At 37.7% G+C, this 21,489-nt stretch carries 17 protein-coding genes and 1 pseudogene; 8 read left to right on the top strand and 10 right to left on the bottom strand.

Translation table 11 applies throughout. From position 1 onward, the window contains the following. Positions 1-4 precede the first annotated feature (4 nt). From D0T56_RS01975 to D0T56_RS01955, 5 genes are read left to right on the top strand one after another with little or no spacing between them, the layout of a single operon-like run. Positions 5-1,063, top strand: coding sequence for a DNA cytosine methyltransferase (locus tag D0T56_RS01975; protein WP_163274156.1), 1,059 nt, complete (start codon positions 5-7; stop codon positions 1,061-1,063). Continuing rightward, entirely contained in the window at positions 1,050-4,022 is a 2,973-nt protein-coding gene (locus tag D0T56_RS01970) for an ATP-binding protein (protein WP_163318461.1), read from the top strand. The genes D0T56_RS01975 and D0T56_RS01970 overlap by 14 nt, the downstream gene beginning before the upstream one ends. Then, complete coding sequence (locus D0T56_RS01965; protein ID WP_255490977.1) at positions 3,943-5,664, top strand: response regulator receiver domain; 1,722 nt, start codon at positions 3,943-3,945, stop codon at positions 5,662-5,664. Before D0T56_RS01970 ends, D0T56_RS01965 begins: the two co-directional genes overlap by 80 nt. Positions 5,665-5,685: 21 nt before the next feature. After that, positions 5,686-6,153 carry a hypothetical protein gene (locus tag D0T56_RS01960; RefSeq protein ID WP_163274160.1) on the top strand — a complete coding sequence of 156 codons (468 nt, stop codon included), beginning with the start codon at positions 5,686-5,688 and terminating at the stop codon, positions 6,151-6,153. Positions 6,154-6,165: 12 nt separating this feature from the next. Beyond that, positions 6,166-6,588: a very short patch repair endonuclease gene (locus tag D0T56_RS01955; RefSeq protein WP_163274161.1), complete on the top strand. Its 423-nt coding sequence runs from the start codon at positions 6,166-6,168 to the stop codon at positions 6,586-6,588. A gap of 42 nt (positions 6,589-6,630) precedes the next feature. Here D0T56_RS01955 and D0T56_RS01950 read toward each other — a convergent pair whose 3' ends face one another. From D0T56_RS01950 to D0T56_RS01940, 3 genes are read right to left on the bottom strand one after another with little or no spacing between them, the layout of a single operon-like run. Continuing rightward, a complete protein-coding gene (locus tag D0T56_RS01950; protein WP_163318460.1) occupies positions 6,631-9,564 on the bottom strand; it encodes a DEAD/DEAH box helicase family protein in 2,934 nt (977 codons plus the stop codon). Positions 9,565-9,574: 10 nt separating this feature from the next. Next, positions 9,575-10,528: a nucleotidyl transferase AbiEii/AbiGii toxin family protein gene (locus D0T56_RS01945; protein WP_163318459.1), complete on the bottom strand. Its 954-nt coding sequence runs from the start codon at positions 10,526-10,528 to the stop codon at positions 9,575-9,577. After that, positions 10,521-11,288, bottom strand: coding sequence for a transcriptional regulator (locus D0T56_RS01940; RefSeq protein WP_163318458.1), 768 nt, complete (start codon positions 11,286-11,288; stop codon positions 10,521-10,523). Before D0T56_RS01940 ends, D0T56_RS01945 begins: the two co-directional genes overlap by 8 nt. Positions 11,289-11,638: 350 nt before the next feature. Between D0T56_RS01940 and D0T56_RS01935 the strand changes: the two are divergent. Continuing rightward, positions 11,639-11,776 (top strand): annotated as a pseudogene (locus D0T56_RS01935) (Arm DNA-binding domain-containing protein); the annotation flags it as partial. Between the two features lie 5 nt (positions 11,777-11,781). Here D0T56_RS01935 and D0T56_RS01930 read toward each other — a convergent pair. From D0T56_RS01930 to D0T56_RS01910, 5 genes are all read right to left on the bottom strand, one after another. Continuing rightward, positions 11,782-12,546: a DUF2185 domain-containing protein gene (locus tag D0T56_RS01930; RefSeq protein ID WP_163318456.1), complete on the bottom strand. Its 765-nt coding sequence runs from the start codon at positions 12,544-12,546 to the stop codon at positions 11,782-11,784. A gap of 124 nt (positions 12,547-12,670) precedes the next feature. Next, complete coding sequence (locus tag D0T56_RS01925; protein ID WP_163318455.1) at positions 12,671-13,186, bottom strand: hypothetical protein; 516 nt, start codon at positions 13,184-13,186, stop codon at positions 12,671-12,673. 18 nt (positions 13,187-13,204) lie between these two features. Beyond that, positions 13,205-14,395: a class I SAM-dependent rRNA methyltransferase gene (locus D0T56_RS01920; RefSeq protein ID WP_163318454.1), complete on the bottom strand. Its 1,191-nt coding sequence runs from the start codon at positions 14,393-14,395 to the stop codon at positions 13,205-13,207. Positions 14,396-14,514: 119 nt separating this feature from the next. Further along, positions 14,515-14,946 carry a hypothetical protein gene (locus tag D0T56_RS01915; RefSeq protein WP_185153814.1) on the bottom strand — a complete coding sequence of 144 codons (432 nt, stop codon included), beginning with the start codon at positions 14,944-14,946 and terminating at the stop codon, positions 14,515-14,517. Between the two features lie 86 nt (positions 14,947-15,032). After that, positions 15,033-18,566, bottom strand: a complete 3,534-nt coding sequence (locus D0T56_RS01910) for a tetratricopeptide repeat protein (protein ID WP_163318453.1) — start codon at positions 18,564-18,566, stop codon at positions 15,033-15,035. Positions 18,567-19,100: 534 nt separating this feature from the next. Between D0T56_RS01910 and D0T56_RS01905 the strand changes: the two genes are divergently transcribed. Both D0T56_RS01905 and xseB read left to right on the top strand, forming a co-directional pair. After that, positions 19,101-19,364 carry a hypothetical protein gene (locus tag D0T56_RS01905; RefSeq protein ID WP_163318452.1) on the top strand — a complete coding sequence of 88 codons (264 nt, stop codon included), beginning with the start codon at positions 19,101-19,103 and terminating at the stop codon, positions 19,362-19,364. Between the two features lie 384 nt (positions 19,365-19,748). Continuing rightward, positions 19,749-19,946: an exodeoxyribonuclease VII small subunit gene (gene xseB, locus D0T56_RS01900; RefSeq protein WP_163318451.1), complete on the top strand. Its 198-nt coding sequence runs from the start codon at positions 19,749-19,751 to the stop codon at positions 19,944-19,946. Between the two features lie 36 nt (positions 19,947-19,982). Here the strand turns inward: xseB and D0T56_RS01895 are convergent, their stop codons facing one another. Beyond that, a complete protein-coding gene (locus tag D0T56_RS01895; RefSeq protein WP_163318450.1) occupies positions 19,983-20,417 on the bottom strand; it encodes a SufE family protein in 435 nt (144 codons plus the stop codon). 50 nt (positions 20,418-20,467) lie between these two features. Further along, complete coding sequence (locus D0T56_RS01890; RefSeq protein ID WP_163318449.1) at positions 20,468-21,460, bottom strand: M28 family peptidase; 993 nt, start codon at positions 21,458-21,460, stop codon at positions 20,468-20,470. Positions 21,461-21,489 lie beyond the last annotated feature (29 nt).

Below are 21,489 nucleotides of genomic sequence, written 5' to 3'. Positions count from 1 at the left end.
GTATATGGAAGCAAAATATAAGGCAATAGATTTCTTCTGCGGTGGGGGCGGTATGACGTGCGGTCTTCGTCAAGCAGGTATTGATGTTATTGCTGGTGTTGATTTTGACAAGGATGCCCAAAATACATACGAACTGAATAATCCGGGAGCAAAATTTATATTATCGGATATTAAAAAGTTAAGAAGCAATTATTTTGAAAAAAAAATGGGGATCCAAAAAAATGATGATTACTTAATCCTTGTCGGTTGTAGCCCATGTCAATTTTATAGTATAATAAATACGGATAAAGAGAAATCGAAGAAATCAAAAGACTTACTTCGTAATTTTTCAAGATTTATTGATTATTATAATCCGGGGTTTGTTGTCGTTGAAAATGTTCCCGGACTTAAGACAAATGAAAAAAGCATTCTCCCTGATTTTTTAAAGTTTCTTACAAAGAAGAATTACAAAATCTGTGAAAATGTTGTTGATTTAAGTTATTATGGCGTTCCCCAATCGAGAAAACGATTTTCTCTTATCGCATCACGAGTAAGTGATAACATAAGTCTGCCAAAAGCAGATGAAAAGCAAGCTTTATTGTCCATGTTTATCGGGGAAAGCAACGGCTTTAAGAGAATAAATGCAGGTCATAAAGACACAACTGACTTTAACCATACTGCGGCAGGATTACAGTCAATTTGCTTGGAAAGGTTGGCTGTAACACCTCATAATGGAGGAGATCGGTTTGCATGGAAAGACAATCCGTATCTTCAATTGAAATGTTTTATAGGGAAAGATGATAGCTTCAAAGATACATACGGTAGGATGTTTTGGGATAAACCGGCATCAACCATAACGACGAAATTTTTTAGCATATCAAATGGTAGATTCGCCCATCCGCAAGAAGATCGAGCTATTTCTTTACGAGAAGGAGCCACTCTGCAAACTTTCCCTAAAGATTATATCTTTAAGACAACAAGCATTGCCGCTACGGCAAAACTGATAGGTAATGCTGTTCCGCCGGAATATGCAAAAAGAGTTGGATTGTCAATAATAAATAGTTTACCTGATGGCACAGTTTAAAACACGAGCAAGAGCATTAGATTTGCTCGGAAGACAGCAAATTGCAGGTATACCGACCGCAATTAATGAGTTAATAAAGAATGCTCATGATGCATATGCGGATAAGTTTGATATTGATTTCTTAAGAAAAGACAATCTGATTGTTTTAAGAGATGACGGACTTGGAATGACCAAAGATGAATTTGAAACACGATGGCTTACTATCGGAACGGAAAGCAAGTTTGCAAACAAGAAAACAACATTACCCCCAATAGATAATTCTAAGCCCTTAAGACCGGTAATGGGTGAAAAAGGAATTGGGCGACTGGCTATTGCATCTATAGGAAAACAAGTTCTTATTATTAGTAAAGCTAAACTAAGAAAGGAAGCATATAAGATTGTTGTTGCTTTTATAAACTGGGAATTATTTGAGTTACCCGGAATTAATTTGGAGGATATAACAATCCCGGTTAAAGAATTTGAGTCTCTTCCGAATAAAACTGATATAGATAATATTAAAAATGAAGTCATTAATTCTTTGGATAGTTTATTGAAAGAAGATGTTATTTTAGAAGAGGATTATATCAGGGTAAAGAAAACCATTGAAGACTTCAATATCTCACCTTTAGAGCTTAATGGTAAACTAGTCGGCAATTTTGAATTTTCAGAAAACAAAGGCGGTACTTTTTTTTACATATCGCCTGTAAATGAAACATTAGCATTTGATATAGAAGGTGATAAGGATAGCACGGAAGCTACTCCTATTGAAAAAATGTTAATCGGATTTCATAATACAATGACTCCGGAACATCCGGCTCCAGCGATCGATATTTCTTTTCGAGATTATCGAGGAGAAGATGGCATCTATGATAATCTGATAGATAAAGAACAATTCTTCACTCCTGAAGAATTTGAGTTAGCTGACCATCATTTTCAAGGAGCATTTGATGAATTCGGTCAATTCAGAGGAACAATCAAAATTTACGGTGAAAAAACGTATGATCATATTGTAAATTGGAGAGAAAATAGTTTCAAAGAGACCAATTGTGGTCCTTTTAAAATCAATTTTGCTTATTTACAAGGAGAATTAAGAAGTACCCGAGTTGATGCTGAAAACTGGGCTATAATTAAAGCAAAAGGAGACAAATTTGGTGGTCTTTATATTTATAAAAATAATATCAGAGTACTGCCTTATGGAAATTCTGATTATGATTTTTTAGATATAGAAAAAAACCGAACAAAAAGAATGTCTACCTATTTCTTTTCGTATAGGAGAATGTTTGGTGCGATTGAAATTACAGCAAAAAACAACAATAATTTAGTGGAAAAGGCTGGACGAGAGGGGTTTATTGAGAATAAAGCATACAGGCAAATGCAAGCTATACTCAAAAACTTTTTTGTACAATTGGCAGCTGATTTCTTTGATGAAAAAGGAGAAAGTCCGCAATCCGAATTTTGGGTAAAAAAGAAAAATGAAATAAACACACATCATTTAGCATTAAAGAGGCGTGAAGAATTAGCTAAAGGAAGAAAAGATAAATTTTTGAAAGAACTTGATTTGTTTTTTAAAAATCTTACTTCCAGTAGATTTGAAATTGCAGTAAATGATATCTTAACAGAAACCAGAAAGAAATTCAATTCGGTGGTTTATTGTAAAGATATGGATGAAGCCGGACAGAAAATTATTGATTATGAATTTGATGCTCGGCAGAAAATAAATGATTATAAGAAAAGAATTGCAGTTTCCAGCCCTAAGGGTTTTACAATATCAAAATCAGCACGAACTGACTTTGATACTTACTTGAAAGAATTTAGGATATTAGAAGAAACCTTGTTCAGAAATGCCATAAATGAAATAGATTCCATTGTATCCGAATATACAAAGAAACTTAATATTGAGATAAGTAAGCGGAAACGGTTGGAACAAGCTGTAGAACTTATATCCGTAGAAGCTAAAAAAACAAATACGGAAAAGAAAAATGAGACAAATGAAGTTGTTAATGAGGTCTCAAAAAAGATTAAAGAGTTTACTTCCGATTTAATACTGGACTTGGACAACCAAATCAGAACGGTCAGAGACCGTTTTAAAAATTTGAGTATGCTCGAATCTGAAGATTTTGATTTGGTTAAAGAAAGAAAATCAATGGAAGATGAAATTGAGATGATTAGTAGCCGAAACACTTTTGTTATGGATAAAATCATCCGTCAATTCGAAGGATTCTATATCGAGAAAGATGTTGATGGACAAATTATAACTAATGACCAAATCACTGATGCTCTATCGGAAGAATTAGAAGAACTAAGAGAACGTGTACAAACGGATATTGAATTAAGTCAGTTAGGATTGGCTGTCGGTATCTTGAATCATGAATTCAATAGTACTGTCAAATCAATAAGAAGCAGCCTCAAAGATTTAAGAGCATGGTCGGATGTTGACCAGCAGATAGATGGAATTTATAAAAATATTAAAACAAACTTTGACCATTTGGATGGTTATCTTAACTTATTTACACCATTAAACAGACGGTTGAATCGAAAACGGGAAGACATTTCTTTATTGGAAATTAAAACATTTCTAATAGATTTGTTTAAATCCAGATTTGAAAGGCATAATATTCAATTCAAGCATACAAAAGGATATGCTTCTCGAAAAATTTTTGGATTTCGTTCGACTTTTTATCCTGTATTTGTAAATATTATCGACAATGCAATTTATTGGCTTAAACAGAGCGATACGGAAGAAAAAACAATAAGATTGCATGCAGATGATACTGGCATCTATATTTCTAATAACGGCGTAGAAATTTTACCTCAAGATAAAGAGCGTATGTTCGAACTTGGTTTTTCACGAAAACCGAACGGTAGAGGTATGGGACTAAGCATTAGTAAAGAAGTTTTGAATGCAGAAAATTATGAGATTTCTGTTGCTTCACCTCAAGAAGGTAGCACAGTTAGTTTTAAAATCGAAAAAAATAAATAATGCGGAAATGAGTACTGCTTTTTTTGAAAAATCCAAAGAGATAGCAAATGGATTCTTACAGAGTATTGTTTTCCTTGATGACAAAGCATTTGGGAGTAATGTAGTTGCAGGTTCAATGCAAAACAATAGCCAGCATGCATTCGATTCATATGAAATATCCAAAGCATTTGCCAAAGAGAAGAAGGTTTGCGCAGTATATAACCCTTTGACTGTTTCTGATATTGAAGACTTTAAAGAAATCTCAAAAAAAGCTGATGTAGTTATACTTGATTGGTTTATTGAAATACAAGATGAAGCAGTAGGCGAAGACCAGACAGAAGATGCGGAAGAAGAAGACCCAAGAGGGCAATACACAAAACAGATAATAAATGAATTGGTTAACAATTCTGGGAATAATAGTTTAAAACTGATTGTTATTTATACGGGAGATGATATTTTAGAAGAAATAACTCAAAGTGTTTATGATCATATCTTGCCACAAAATCAGCAGTTTGAGTTGTTGCCGGCTAATTGTGAAGTTTGTTCTACAAATATTCGGATATTAATCAGGGCAAAGTCCAGTGGAGAATCCGAAGATACACGTTTTACCCAACGTCCTCATTTACAAGATAAAATATTACGTTATGAAGACTTACCATCTTTCGTTTTAACTGAACTTACGGTAATGACTTCTGGACTTTTATCGAATTTTGCATTATTAGCTTTGACCTCTATTCGTGACAATTCGCACAAAATACTTAGCCTATTTTCCAAAGAGTTGGATGCTCCTTATATGGGGCATAAAGCCATGCTTCCGGTTCAAAATGATTCGGAGGATTTGTTTCTAAAATTGTTTGGAGATACGATATCCGATTTATTGCATTATGCATCAATCCCTCAGAAAGTGCAAACGGAATTGATTGACATTTGGATTGAGAGTAATATTGCAAATGAAAATATTTCATTGAACGGAAAAAATATTCAAAGAACACAAGATATTGTAAAAGCATTATTACATTCGGATAAGGAAGATGTGGGAAAACGTTTTGAAGAAGTATTTAATAGCAAATTATCTAAGAAAGAGATAGAAAAACTATATAAAGATCCGAAGACAACAGAATTATTTCTTAATCTCGACCAGCAAGATAATAAAGATGCCTTTAACGAAAAATTTGCAAAATTGACACATCACAAGAGTCTTTTTATCCCTAAAAATACAGCACCAAAATTATCATTAGGAACAATCATAAAAAGTACCTCAAATCAAGACAACTACTATGTTTGTATCCAACAACGATGTGACTCCGTTAGGTTAGGAAGAGATGAGGAACGAAAGTTTTTGTTCCTACCATTAACAAAAACAGAAGAAAATAAATTTCACATACTTACACCTGATGGGGTTAAACTTAAGTTGGATAAGAAAACATATTCAATAAAAACCATTAAATTCAAGTCCAATTGCGATGAAGGAGAAGTAAAAGGAGTGATGGATGATACAAATGGAAAATATACTTTCACTCAAATCTATGAGGAAGGTGAAAAATATGTATGGGTTTTAGATTTGAAAGATTTGCATTCACAAAGAATTGTTACAAACTATGTTTCATCTCTTTCCCGTGTTGGGCTTGATGAGTTCGAGTGGTTAAGAATAGCAGGGAATTAATTATAAATCAGAAAATAGATTATGATAGAGATTCAAGATATACAAACGAATAACATAGACGATATTATTAATCGCTTATTGGATGAGAAAGAACAACCGTTTGAAATATATGTACCAAAATCAACTCAAACTTTCTCAAGTTCAAACAGAGATATAGCTAATGATTATGCTATGTTAGCTTTTGTCGGACAGAAATTGGACGAAGTTGCTGATGATTTCACATATTATTATGTTTCTCCTTCTGCTCATGATAGTGTTTTATTTGAAGTGAAAACAAATAATATAAAGCAACTTGCTGAAACCATTCTAAATATTTCGTATGGATATGGTAATGATTCGGAGGAAGATGAAATCTATTTTCTTGATGATGTTTATGACTTCATTGAAAAGGTAATTACAGGAGAAGTTGTTTCTGTTTGTCCTGACTTTATTGAAGACTATCAAGAATATAATGAATATGCCGATGAGAGTGAAGGTAGCGATGAATAATTACAATTTTTGATGTCCGATATATATTCAAAATCTAAGCGCTCTGATATAATGTCTAAAATTTCCGGTAAGGAAACTAAGCCGGAAATTTTAGTACGAAAATTCTTGTTCTCAAAGGGATTCCGATTTAGAAAGAATGTAAAGATCCTGCCTGGAAAGCCGGATATTGTGCTCCCTAAATACAAAACCGTCATATTTGTTCATGGATGCTTTTGGCACGGACATTCATGTCAACGAGGAACATTACCGGAAACAAATCATGACTTTTGGCAAGAAAAAATCGGAAGAAATATAGAACGTGATATTCAAAACATTGCTGAATTGAAGAGAAATTGTTGGAATGTCATCATAGTTTGGCAATGTGAAATTGGTAATAAAACAAATAAAGATATTCGTTTAAATAAACTCGTTGAGGAGATAAAGACTTATTTGTGAGGCTAATCCGTAGAAACATTCGTTAATTATATTGATATCAAGTTATATACTTTCCTTTGCAAAAGCATTCAATTCATCCACCAGTTCTCTTGACTCCAATCGTATAATAGTATCTTCCGGATTTCCGAAATCAAAGAGATTGATGCTTCCATACCAAACGAGCCGATTGTCTATAATGATGTATTTCTGATAAATATCCGGTTCTTGTATGACCGTTAATTTTGTTTGAAGAGTTTCAATACATTTTCTTATCTGTTCTTGTTTCTTGTATGATTCTATTGGACGAGTGATGACGGTAATCGAAACTTCTGCTTCCAGAGGAGCTCTCAACCATTCAAGTACTTCCTTAATTTGAGCCTTGCGAATATAAGGGCTTGCAATTCTGATCTCTTTCTTCGCTTCAGCAAAATCAGTCTTTATGATAGAGGTAAAAGTATTGTTGTCGTAAATCATGCTGATTTTATCCGGTTCATTCTTTGAGAATAAAGCTTTATATCCGATTTGAGCGTAGCCTGTTAACCGTTTGTGATACATCCGTTCCAAAACCGGAATATGAATGTCCACATAATCATAAACAATCACATCCTGCTTGCCGGGGTATTCACGGTGTAATCGTCCGGCATATTGAGCCAATGTTCCCTTCCACGCGATTGGAGAGGCAAGAAACAAAGTATCCAAGCGTGGATAATCAAATCCTTCTCCAATGTATTTTCCCGTGGCAATTATAATGAGTCTGTCTTCTTGTGGAATGCCTGCTAATGATTCCATCATCTTGTTTTTCACTTTTGCGGAATCGGCTCCGACAAGAGTTATAATATGTGCATTGGTTTGGTCTTTAAGAATAGCTGCCAACCTCACAACATGCTCTTTTCGTTGAGTAAGTATGATAGGTGTTCTGCCATTTGTTACAGCTTCACATACATCGGTTGCAATCTGCTGATTGCGAAATTCATTTTCTGCTAGAGCCGTATATATTTTTGTTATGTGCCAATCGGATTCCGTTTGTGTGAAAGGCCTTCTAAATCCTGTAAAGCATGGTATAACATAATGTTCAAAATTCCGTTTGACGGCTTGTTCTTTTGCACTAACGTTATACCGTATCGGACCACATTGCATAAAAACAACCGGATGTTGTCCGTCCTGCCGTTTTGGTGTTGCAGTCAATCCATAGACATATTGGGCATTCGTTTCGCTAAGAACCTTTTCATAATTAAGCGAAGAGGCATGGTGGCATTCATCCACTATTACCATACCATAATTCTTTACGATATCATCCACTTCATTTTCATGGACTAAACTCTGTACAAGTGCAATATCTATAATTCCGGATAAAGTGTTTTTACCGGAACCTATTTGACCAATAATCGAACGAACCTTCTTTCGTCCACGCTTCTTTTCCAGTTCCGGTAAGATTTCATTTATTTCGAGAAACTGTTCCAATGATTTTTTCCATTGATCGCATAAAGTTTGTAGATGAACTAAAATCAATGTATTGCATTTTCTATTTGTGATAAGTGATGCTCCGATAACAGTTTTCCCGAAAGCCGTAGGAACAGATAGTATGCCATTCTCGTGCTGAAGCAAGACTTCTTTTGCTGATTGCTGCTCCTCCCGAAGGATTCCTTTGAAACTGACCTTAATATGTCTTCCTTTATTTCGTTTATCATCGAAAGCATATTCTACATTTGATTCTTCGAGCAAATGAATAAGAGAGGAACGACAACCTCGAGGAATACCGATATATTGATCCGTTTCTTCCAATGAATAGATAATCCTCGGAATACCATAGGTAGACATCCGCATCTTTTGTGTTTTGTAGAATAAAGGATTCTGAAATGCAGCTAATCGTTTAATGCGATTGAGTGCTCGTGGGCTTATTTTGTCTTTGGAAATATACAAACGGTTTGCTTCAATGATAGTCAATGTATCTGGGAAATCTTTCTTTTCGAGAATACTTTCCGCTTTTTTGCTTTCCCAAGGCTTGAATAAGTTCTCCTCTTCATTTTCCAAATGCCCAAGTTCGCCTAACCCATTCCCATCACACAGAGTGGCTAGTAAAATCCCGATTTCGTCTGAGCTCATTTTCCTGATAGTGGCCAAATATGCCCATTGATCAGGATAACTCAAAAAGTTATCATCTATAAATTCACTATTCCCATTTTCACGAGCTCCACCTTGTAATGGTAAAGCAATCAAGTTTCCAAAGCCTCCTTTAGGCATAAAATCCTGATTAGGAAACATTCTATCATACGAAGTGAAGCGTATTTCATGTCTAACCGACATGGCTTTTGTTAAAAGCGCATTTCCAAGTCTTCGAGCAGACGCTGCTGAGATAGACTCTTCAAAAAACATCCATGCATGAGCTCCGTTTCCTGAACGGGAACGTTCAATGGCAACCGGAATATTATATGTGTTACATACAGAGCGAAACACCTTTATGTCTTCTTCCCATTTTGCTTCATCAAAATCAACTGCAAGAAATAAACAGCTTTCATCCGGCAAGAGTGGATAAACTCCGGCAATTCCGGCACCATGTTCATCTTTATTCCGTAAATGGCTATTGACAACTTCTTTTGTCAGTGGCAATAAATCCCGATTATTACAATCTTTGCATTTAATACGTGTTCTATCGCAAACTCCTTTTACCCATTCGTTTTTACATGCAGGGATATAATAAGCACTTCCATGCTTCTTGCTGTAACAGCGTTTAGCGTATACATCAGTTCGTCCCCGAAATAAAGACTGAAACAATTCTATTTTTTCATCAGGAGTGCTGTATTTATCTATTGAGGATTTGGAAGCAATTTCTATGCTATTGTACTGTTTCAGAGCGTCTTGTAATTGAGCTTTCTCTTTAGAAATTGAGTTTATTTGAGCCAAACCTAACATCTCCCGAAATCTATCATTTTCAGCAAGCAACTCAAGATTTCGAGCTTCCAGTTCTGCAATTCGCTTTAATAATTCGGGGTCGGACATATAAATCCTCTTATTTGTTATTCCTTATCTTCCAAATTGCCATTGGATGATCTTTGATTCGCTCTACAATTTCAGTATCTTCAAACAATAATTCAGGTCGATAGATATTGTTGTTGAAGTTTTCGATAAATGACTTTTCATCTTCGGTAAATATCATCAGTTTCATAAGAAATGCTTTCACTTCTACTTTTGCTGATTCAAAGTCAAATCGTTCGCTTTTCTTGAGGACGGGAAGTAAAGAACTTCTGATTTGTGCAAATTTCAGGTTGTCAATACTTTCAAAGCTATAGCTGTTTGACGGTTTATCACTACCTCCTACAGCAAGATAGAATAATATAATTTTGCGGAGTTTGTTCATCTCATCAGGATGGATGATGTTATATTTCAACATATTGTGAATATCATACAAGTCCCGGGGCGCTGTCCGCTCAATAAGAGCTTTAATTTTACTCCCAAATAGTTCAAGGGTAGAAAGTGTTTTTACTTCAGAGTCAAATTGTAGAAAGTCTATATTCACTTTCTTTTCAACTATTGGCAAGATATGATTTCGCAAAGAATAGTTTATCTCTACTTTCAGGTTATCTTTATTTCCTCCTGCGTTCTGAAAATAAAATACCCATGAATCAAGAGAATGCGGACTTTTGGTATTAGGACTTAAAGCATATCCTTGTGTAAACATATAGTTCAGGAAATCCTGATTGATATTCTCCCGGATTTTCATCATTTCATCCCGTGAACACTCTTTGGTAAAATCCAAGTCAATATCAACCGATAAGCGTGGAAGATTAAAAACTGTCAGGTTAATTGCAGTTCCCCCTTTTAATGCTAAATGTTCGGCAAATAACGGGTTTTCATTTAAGTGTTTCAAGATATCACAAAGGCGGAACACTTTTTCCAGATTATCCCGGATAAAATCTGTACCGGAAGCGATTCTCTCCAAATCAGTTTTGCTATAATTATACATTGACGTTTCCTCCTTGTTCTAAAAATGAAAGAATGTTTTTAGGAGCGTAAAGCTTCCATTCATTAAAATACACATTGGATTCCTGTTGACCTGTCAAATAACGGATACTTTTCCCAATCTTGGATTTACAAAAATCAAAGAAAGCATCACTTAACTTCATTTCCTTTTGAAAGTAGCCAAGAACAAATCCTGTCTTTTGATAAAGAACCTGTTTATTGAATTGCTTCAAATAGTCTTGTAGTTTATTCTCATTGATATAAGTGATAAGGGCAAAACATTCTATCATTTCTTCCAGTCCACCACTTCGGTCTATTTGATTGATACAATCTAAAATAGTACGTTCCAAATCGGTTACTCTGATTAATGTATCAGCAGGAGGAATAATAACTCCGGCATCTGATTTCGATTCCGAATAAATATAACTAATCCCATCGTACTCAAAGTTGTTGAACCTCTCTTTGGATGAAACCTGCATTTCATAAAATACCTGATGAGCCAGACCATGATATTCTAATGCAGCATGGTAGGATAGGTAAGAAGAAGAGTTTATTTGACTGGCTATTTCGTATTTTGAAGCAGAACTGGTTTTTGTTGCCAAATCTGTTGCAACGTAGAGATCTCGTCTTACTTGTGATATTAACCCTTGCTGTTTATACCTTCGTAAAAGTTCTTTTGCTGCATTTTCGTCACCGGTCAATACAACAATATCTTTTTTATGGAAGATTTTGAGTTTATGGAATTCTTCGATATATTTACTCATATTCCCGTCTTCTATTTTATTTCCCGTACAAAGATACATAAAAATATGTATTATTAAACGAAAAATAAAACAAGTATTAGGATATCTATAAATTTATTTCTACCTTTGCCTTATTACTTAAAGAGGAAAAGTTCTCTTAAAAATCACTCTAAAAATGGAGTGAGTAACAAGTGAGTAGAATACAATCTTTGATAGTTAAATGACTGACAGTATATGGGTTAGATGGGACATTCAAAATCCGTCAACGCCCACTTGAAAATCAAAGACTTACAGTAAATTGTAAGTCTTTTTTTGTGTTTATAATAATGGTTTTTTGATAAAAGTTAAACCAAGAGTTAAACCGTAAAATCATGGTTAATATCTTGTGTTACAAATCGAAAACATTAGCAAATGGAGAACACCCGCTTATGCTGTGTGTTACAAAAGACCGAAAAAGGAAATATAAGAGTCTAGGAATATCCGTAAACCCTAAATTCTGGGACTTCGAATTGATTTACTCCGTTTTTATATTTTTCCATGTGGAGATTGCCCAATCTTTATCAGCCTCTTCGTCAAAGTAAATCGCTATTTGCAATATGTTTTCGTCGATGACAGAGAAAGCGTAAATCACACCATACTCTTTTTGCCCGTCAGATTCTTTTATCAGATAGCCGACTCTGGCAACAGCATCATCGGTAAAATCATAAGTCTCTAAGGTTTTGGAACGGCTTTGATCCCTGTTTTCAACAATCATTTTATGATCCTCATAGATATCGTCGCGTTTCTTCCCTTTATCATTCCAAACAACCAATCTTAAGGATTTATCTCCTGTTGTGTATAGCAGGCTTCCGTCTTCTTCCAGTCTGCGTTCAAATAGATTGTTAATTTCGAGAGTCCATTTATCGGTGAGTTGGTGTTTTACCATATAGTCATCTCCCAACTTGAAGTTGTGGACTTTATACCATTCCGATTTTTCCGATTTACGCTCATAAACCGAGCCAACTCCTTTCAATAACAGATCGGCAATCGACGGATCAATCCTCAATATAGTTGATGCACTATATATCCCTGCATTTTCTGGGTTATTGGTATATTCGTCTGATTCGTAACCTGAAAAAATCCGCCAGCCACTATCTTCCGGCCTGCTGCGCTTGTCTCGATACATGAACATTGGCTTACAACCTTCGTCCGTAATCATTTTAGAAACCATCAGTCCACCGATTGGCGGAAAATCGTCAAAGTCTGTTTGTTTTTTCTTTTTTCGGTTAAATAGCGTCATAATAGCTTGTGTTTGGTTTTTTTATGGCAATCAGGATGGTGTTAAATTATATGCATCACCTTGCTAAGGACGTAAAATTTTACGCCCTTGTGATAGCAACATCAGGTGATTTATATAATCTCTTTTATTTCTTCTCTTCGCCTTTGAATCCGGCCTTTTCAAACCATGCCTTTTGTTCTTCCAGAGCCTTGTCTTCTATCGAAGAAATTTCGCCATATAGGGAAGTGATAACGTTGGATATCGAGTCTTTTTTCTCTTTACAGTCGCAGTCTATTTCGGCATAAGAATGCAGGGCATTGACAAAATCTCCGCCAACTTTCTTGAAGAATAAAGATACATTTTCATGGAATTTATCGGTGTCGGCACTTCTCTCAAGCGATTCAATCTGGGCAAGATGTGCTTCCGAGTTGGCTTTCAGACCGTTGGCATCCGTAAGTAGATCATTTCCTTTGAATTCGTTATCCCATTCGTAATTGGTTTTGTATTCACCATCTACAAATTTCTGGTAAATACCTTCAAAAATCTTGCTGGTCAGATAATAATTGCTGGTAGTTTTCTGATTGTAAGCATAGTCTTTGTTGTTGGAACAAGCAGCTAAAAAGAGTAGTGAAAAGGTCAGAAAAGTGAGTTTTATTTTCATAAGTTATTTTTAGTTAGATTATTCTACATACAATACAAGTCCTTTCAGGTATTCACCTTCGGGATGGTAGATGTTGATGGGATGATCTGCCGGTTGTGTCATCTGGTGCAATATCTTCACGCTTCTGCCCGACATGGCGGCTGCGCTGAAAACAGCCATTCGGAACATGTCTTTACTGATCACCTGCGAGCATGAAAATGTGAAAACGATCCCTCCTTTTGCAATTTTATCGAAAGCAACTGCATTCAGGCGTTTATATCCTTGCAAGGCATTTTTTATTGCTCCCCTGTGTTTGGCAAAGGCAGGCGGGTCGAGCACAATCAGGTCGTAATCGCCTCTGTTCATGTTTCCCAGATATTTGAAGGCATCTTCGGCAAAAGCTTTATGCCGGGGATCATCGCCGAAATTCAACTTGACGTTTTGTTCGGTGAGCATGATCGCTTTTCCCGAACTGTCGACCGAGTGAACGGCTTTGGCTCCTCCCCGCATGGCATAGAACGAAAAACCTCCTGTGTAGCAAAACATATTGAGCACGGAACGGTCTTTTGCATATTTTTCGAGAAGCGACCTGTTGTCTCGTTGATCTACAAAGAATCCTGTTTTCTGACCCTTCAACCAGTCGGCACGAAATTTCAGACCGTTTTCGATGGCTTCGTCATTTACAGTGTCTTTTCCTCCGAAAAGGTAGCCGTTTTCCGAATCCAGATTAGCTTTGAAAGGTAATGTTGTTTCCGATTTGTAGTAGATATTCTGTATCGTATCACCTAAGACGTTTTTCAGTGCTTCGCATATATCCATTCTGTTCATGTGCATACCCACCGAATGTGACTGCATGACTGCCGTGTCGGCGTAGATATCGACAATCAGTCCGGGTAGGTTGTCTCCTTCTCCATGCACCAGACGGTAAGCGTTGTTGTTGTCGGCAACTACTCCTATCGCTTTGCGTAAATCGTAAGCGACAGCTATTTTTTCGTTCCAATAGTCCCGGTCAATTTCTCTCTCAACAAATGAAAGCACCCTCACTTCGATGCTTCCTATCTGGTAGTGCCCTGTTGCCAGAAAATCACCTTTCGAAGAATATACATTCACAATATCCCCTTCTGCCAATCCCTGATCTCTTTTGTCTATGGCTCCTGAGAATATCCAGGGGTGGAAGCGTTGCAATGCTTCTTCTTTCTTCGGTTTTAGTGTTATTTTCTTATAATCCATGTTGTTTATACGAATCGGTATTTTGATGATCAATTACATTAGCCGTTTTTATTCCTGTTACGTTTAAAAAACGTTGAATAAAAATTACACAAAGATAAAAAAAATACCGTTCCTAAATCTTACTGAAGCGCATCGAGGGGAATCTGATTGACATTATCCTCCGGATTTTTCTCAACAGCCACTATGCTGTCTACAATATACTTCGTATATCCCCGCCAAGGCAATGTTCCATAGTATTGCTTGTAGTGTAGCCTGACATACTTTCCTACCAAACCTTCGAGTTGTTTGGCCAGAGCATCGTCTTCAACCGAAAAATTGAATGTGTTGGACTCAATTCCTCCCTGTACGTTTGTTTTAATGCCTGTCTGGATAAGCCTGCCCTCGTTTGTTTTGAAGATATACCCTTGGTGTTGCATATTGTTGAGCAGGCCGGCCTTCACACTGCTGTCTCCGTAAGGAATATAAAACCAGAAATATAAGAATCCTAAGCCTAAGAGCAGAATCACGATCAGAGTGATCCAAAGCCCACGTTTTGTTTTACTAGTTGCCATGTTTATATCTGAATTAGATGATTTCAATAAAAACATTCGATAGGGGTATCTCTATCTGTTGTTATGCAACTAATTTAACAAACAAGCTAACGCTTTTGTTTGGCTTTGGCTCTTTCCTGACGTTCTTTTTCGCGTTGCCGCAGCTTTTCGCGGCGTTCTTTTTCTCTTTGTTTCAGCTTTTCGTTCCGTTCTTTCTCTTTACGCTTAAGTTCTTCCCTCCGGTTTTTCTCTCTTTCTTTCTTGTCTCTTTCTTTCTGCTTACGGGCTTCTTCTTTAGCTTTTTTCTCGGCTTCTACCTGTTCTTTTTCTTGTTTTTCAAGCAACCTTTGTTCTTCTTTTTTCTGTCTTTCGGCTTGTTTCAGTATATCGGCGGCTTGCTTCTCAGCATTACGGATAGAATCCTGAACGGCTTTTTCTGCCCTCTTCACAGAATCTTGCTGTGCCTTGAGTGTCTCTTTTCTTATCTTGTCAAGCTGTTTTTGCTCTTCTTTTTCCCGCTTCTGTTCTTCCTGCTCTTCTTTCGTCAATTTCGATTGACCACGTTTTTTGCTGAACAGGTTTTTCAATCCATCCACAGGATTATTGATAATTTCGGTTGCAGTGTTCACCACGCCTTCTATCTTGTCTGCTTGTTCGTCTGTGAACAAGTCGGCTGCACTCGCCTCCACTTTATCGGGTTGTTGGTCAGCTTCTTTTCCTTCTTCCGGCTTATCGTCAGTTTTCACAACAGGGTCATCCGGTTTCACCTTGACGGGTTTATCCGGAGCAGCCTCGACCGGAAGTTCCGTAACAGGCATTTCTTTTGCTTTCTCTTCTTCTTGTTTTTGCTGCTCGGCCTGAGCTTCCTCCAATGCTTTTTCTTCTTCCTGTTTCCTGATTTCCAAATCAATCTGATTATCCCAATAGGCGATAAGTGTGCGCATATCGGACGAATAGTTTGTTTTGAAAAATTCGAAATATTCACCCAGACTTTTACCTCGCATCAGGGTTGCCATGTTTTCAACCGAAATAGGCACAGGAATCACAGTGGGGTCTATTCGGCTTATCAGCGATTCGGAAGCAAAGGCTTTTGTCATATACGACTTTATGTCATCGTACGATTTGTATCCTTTTGCCTGCAACAAACGTATCTGTCCCACCTCACTGAAATCGAGGTCGAACACCCGGCGGTTGTACGAAGAGAAGTTGTATTGCGCCACATCGTAGATCAGTTGGTTGCGGTCTACGGTTTTAGAATTGTAGATGAACAACAACAGATGATTTGCATCCCTGTTATCCACGAATTGTATGCTGTCGGGGTGCATAGCCATTTCTTCGTCGGAGAACCTCAAATCCCAGATCATGCCCCGGGTTGGGGAATTGTCGGAAGCCAGACGTCTGCCGCTAAGCAGGTTTTTGAGAATTCCCGAAGCATATTCGCTGACATCGCTTTGAGGATATGTATCTACCAATTCCTGCAAATTGTCTTTAAACTTCATCTCATCGTTTGTCTGGGCATAAGTGAGCGCATTCAACAACATGAATTTAGGCATCAGTTTGGCCAGCGGATATTTTTCCTTAATGCTTTGGTAGTTATTTCTCACGGCATTAATCTTGCTGTCGAGATAGGCATTATAGGTTGCATCGTAAATAGAATCTTGCAGAAGTGTCATATTCAGCATATTCCATTCGTAATTAGGGTCGGACAATGTGGCTGCATAGTCATTCTCAGGGAATTCACGCATCAGCATTGCACGGTATTGTTCCTGCATCGCCTTATCTCCCAATTGCAGATAGATCAAGAACAACTGGTAATATATCTCCTCCTTGTTGGGCGTTGCAGGGAAACGTGTAAGGTCTGTATTAAAGGCATCGACAGCCAAATCGAAATCCGTCAGCTTATCTTTATATATTTTACCCATGTTGAACAGGGCATTTTCTATAATCTTATCCGACGCTTCTATTGCCTCCGGTGTCAGTGGCAATTGCTGTAAATAATATTCGGGATTGTATTTATCGTCAATCGTCTCGTTTTGAGTTGGCATACCTTCCACTCCTTCTCCGGTCTGCGCCAGACTGTCGGTATCCAGTCCTCCCGGAACATCCTCGGCAAACACATTCGCCTGCTTGTTTTGCCGTCGCCAGTTATCTTCGAGCGTACGGGTCCCCCACAGTCGCTTAAATGATATTTTTCCTTGCTCCACAGTTTGCCTGTTGTCGAAGTAGAAACTTGATTCCTGCTGATTCGGCCAACCGGTCTGCTGATTTTGCTGAACAAACTGTCCTTTGGTTTCTTCTTCCTTTGCCAGTAGTTCTTCTTGTCGTTTTTGCTCGGCCTCTTGTTCTTTCAGGTCTTTTATGTGTTTTTCAATCACAGCCAGCCTTTCGTTTTCGGGGAGGCCGGCCAAATGTTGCAAACTGTCTTGCAGATGCACAGCCTCGGCATGAACCACCAATTCGTCCAACACTGCCGAGCGAAGCGAAGCTAGCGGATATTTCTCGTGCTTTTTACTCAAAACACCAATTGCTTCCGAATAGCAGGGCTGTGCTTTGATAAACTCCCTCTGGGTGAAATATATTTCGCCCAATTGCAATTGGGCAATCGCTTTATCGTAACCGTTGCGTGTACTTTTCTCAATTGCAATTTTATAATTATCAATTGCCTTTACCGTATCTTTTTCATTCAGGTAGACGTTGCCCAGCGTATAGTATACCTGATCGAGATATTCTTTGTTTTTTGAGTTCTTCCCCATTTTTGTGAGGGAAGATATCACTTTCGACTTGTTGCCCGAATCGTATAATTCGGCCTGCCTTATTTTGGCGTTAAACGAAAATTCGTAAGGAGTCCTCATCCCCTGAACACTACCAAATGCCTTATAAGCCTTAGCTCTTTCTCCCTTTTTGGCATATATCTGACCAAGCAGATACCTTAAACGTATCTTCTGATAGTTGTCGCTTTCCGATTTTATTGCCTCTTCAATATATGGTATCGCTTCGTCGTACTGCTTCATGCGCACCAGATAGTTGGCGTATATCCCTGCAAACTCGCCCTTCAATTTTTCCGACATGCCTTCGGGTTTCACTTTCTGAAACATATTGTCAGCTTCGTACTGCCATCCCATCTGTGTGTATGACAATGCCATCCACAGGCGTGCCTCCGTGATCACTTCCAGATTGTTGTTGTAGAGGTGCGAGATATGCGCAAATGTGGTGATCGCCTTCAGATAGTCTTCGTTCTGATATTCAGCTTTACCCATCAGCAGCCACGCATTTTTAAGGAAAGGGTTGAATTCTCTCGATTTCAGCCACTCCTGATATTTCGTATCTTTCGACTTGTCGGGATCTTTCTCTGGTTTTGTGGTGATGGAATGAAGTTTTATAGCTTTTGTGGCTTTATCTATGGTGGTGGTGAAAGAGCCTCCTCCTTTTTTGCTTTCGTCCCATTCAGGATCGTACGGATAGATGGATATGATTTCCGATAGGTTGTCTTTGTTCGACAGGTTTTTCGATTTCAGCGCATCTTTATATGCCTCATAGGCATTAAAGTAGATATTGTAGCGGGTGTTGATGGAGTGATATGCACGGGTAGTGCTTGTATTCTTCTGTGAAGAACACGAGCCGAACAATATCGTTGCAATCAAAAATAAGGCTTTGACTGCAAATGCTTTCTTGCTAAAGATTATGCGTTTGCTCAATATCTGCAATATTGTGAATAATTTCTAATCTATTAAACACAAAAATAGCTTTTTTATTGTGAAAGTTAATAGCCTTTTGGCAAATTTGAAATTTGGGCGAAGATGTATGTCACTTTTTTTCATGGCAAATCTTTCGGGCAGACTAGAAGCCTGCCCTCACAAAACTGCTGTCGCATAGGATTTGCAATCCCATACAACGACAACACTTAACAGAAAAAAGAACAAACAAGCATCTACGAGTAAACATAAATATGTTAACTTTGCATTGACATAACGGCGAAGTGTCGCCGAAAAATTTCACATGAATAATTAATTTCTCTTGTAACAAAAAATTCTGGTACAATTTTAAGAAAGACAAGAGAGGTTTACAATTGTTCATGCCTGTATGGGCATGGGCTTGTGGATCTCGTCTTTCAGGGTTTACCAGAGCCTTTTGTTGCGAGTGAAGCAAGTTCCATGCTTTTTTTATTAATATAGGCTATGAAAAGATTTACTTATTTCGAAAGACGAATGCTCTCCCTATCGTTTTTATGCGGGTCATTGACCATCGCCCTGATACTAAACTCACTCCTCCAACTTCCCATCTATGTAAAAATACTTCTTATCGCAATTCCTCCCATTCTTTTCATTATTATATATACTTTCCTCAGAAAAATCTGGCTTAACGATTTAAGATCGAGAAAACAAAGAAGCCTCAAAGAAGAACTTGAGGAGAATTTGAGAAAAACCGGAGAAAGAAAGTAGAAAATTATCAAAAAATACTATTTAACCCGTGGTGCATTTAGGCCTTTGATGTAAACTTATTTATTATAAGATTCATATTGGTTTTGTCATCCTGAACAAAGTGAAGGATCTGTTTTTAGAAAGTATAGATTCTTCGTTGCACTCAGAATGACAACGTTCGCCGAAGCGACGGCGGCTCAATGACAAAAAAAGTTTACGATTTATGTCGCTGGTGATAAGAATGTTTTATATTTTTGAAAAGAAATTCAGGAACTAAAAAAAACAGGAAGTAAGAGTTTGCGCACTTTGTGTTAAAATACGAACGTTTTAAGTAGCGAGAGCAGAGCCAAGTTTACTTAGGCTATGCCGAGTCACGCAAAACGACTAATGTAATTGAACTAATTTATGGCAAAAAAAGAAAAAACATATACAGAAGCAATGCAGGAATTGCAGGATATTCTGGCAAAAATAGAAAATGACGATGTAGACGTGGATGTGCTTAGCATCGAAACCAAGAAAGCTATCGAGCTAATCAAACTGTGTAAGGAAAAACTTTACAAGACAAACGAGGAGGTGAAAAAGATTCTCGACAATATGGAATAACGAAAACGATACATGGAAAAATAGAAGAGGAAACAATTAATTGTTTCCTCTTTGTTCTTTCGCTTTGAAAGCCATCGCATAGAAGCGTATCTGCTTTATCATCGAAACAAGCCCATTTGATCGGGTTGGAGAAAGGTGCTCGTTCAGTCCTATTTTATCCACAAAATAAAGGTCTGCTCCAATAATCTCGTCAGGCGTCCGGTCCGACAAAACCTTTATCAACAAAGCAATAATGCCTTTTACTATTACGGCATCGCTTTCGGCCTTGAAAACCACTTTGCCATCAACATAATCGGCTTGAAGCCATACCCTGCTCTGACAACCCTCAATGAGGTTTGTCTCCATTTTATACTTTTCATCAAGTTTTTCCAAAGAGTTGCCCAATTCTATCAGAAGGGCATACTTGTCCATCCAATCGTCAAACATGGAAAACTCTTCAATTATTTCGTCTTGTACTTCGTTTATAGTCATGCTTTTACTTTTTAATCTTCTTATTTGTTAACTGATAACTGTTAACCGTTTCACTGTTCTTTGTAGATAACTTCCATTACTGTTTGCCCTACCGCTTTCAGTGTTTCTTTGCTGACATTGCTCATATCATCATTCACTGTGTGCCAATAACCGGCAAAACCGGAAGATGTATTGGGGTCGAGCTGAATAATATCTACACAGGGTATCTTCAAATTTTGAATAACCGGCACATGATCATCCATAATTGCTCCACCCTGCTTGTCAACGAAATAGTTTGCATACCCCAACTGCTTCGCCGTATTCCATATTTTAGAAACCGCATCACGAGCATAATTCTGGGAATAGGCTTCTTTGTAGAAAGTCGCATTTGCACCGCCTACCATGTCGAGCAGAATACCGAAACGGGCTTTATAATTTGTTTTGTGCGGATTCTTAGACCAGTATTGAGAACCCAGGCACCACCAATCTCCATCGGGAACGTTATCGGCAAAATCGGGTGCTCCATAATCCTCAGCATCGAAGAAAATTATGTCAATGCCCAAACCCGGCTGCTTCACCTGAATCTGCCGTGCTATTTCGAGCAACACACCAACACCGCTACCCCCGTCATTTGCTCCGAGGATATGGGTATGCCGTTTGTTTTTATCTGATTCATTATCAGCAAATGGACGAGTATCCCAATGAGCAAACAACAATATTCGGTCTCTTTTTTCGGGAGAATAAGAGCCGATAATATTTCTCATTTTCAATATAGTACCGTCAAATGCCTTAACATCTGCTTTTTGTTCCGTAACCTCTGCCCCGAAACCTTTCAGCATCGACACCAGATAATCTCCGCAAGCCACATGTTGTTCGGTATTGGGAACACGAGGCCCAAAGCCGACCTGCTTATCCACATACGCATAAGCGCTGTCTGCATTAAAGTCTGGAGATACTTTCTCGTAGTTCACTTTGGGTGCATCTGTTTTAGATGTTTTAGAACCACACGAGCAGCCAATAAGGCACATTGCTCCTATAACGAATATTAAATTGAGCTTCTTCATCTCTTTCTTCTTGTAACTTGTATTCTCGA

Source organism: Dysgonomonas sp. 520 (genome assembly GCF_010501095.1).
GTDB lineage: Bacteria > Bacteroidota > Bacteroidia > Bacteroidales > Dysgonomonadaceae > QVMP01.
The sequence above is the reverse complement of the archived record's forward strand: the minus strand, read 5'-3'. Positions and strand labels throughout refer to the sequence as shown.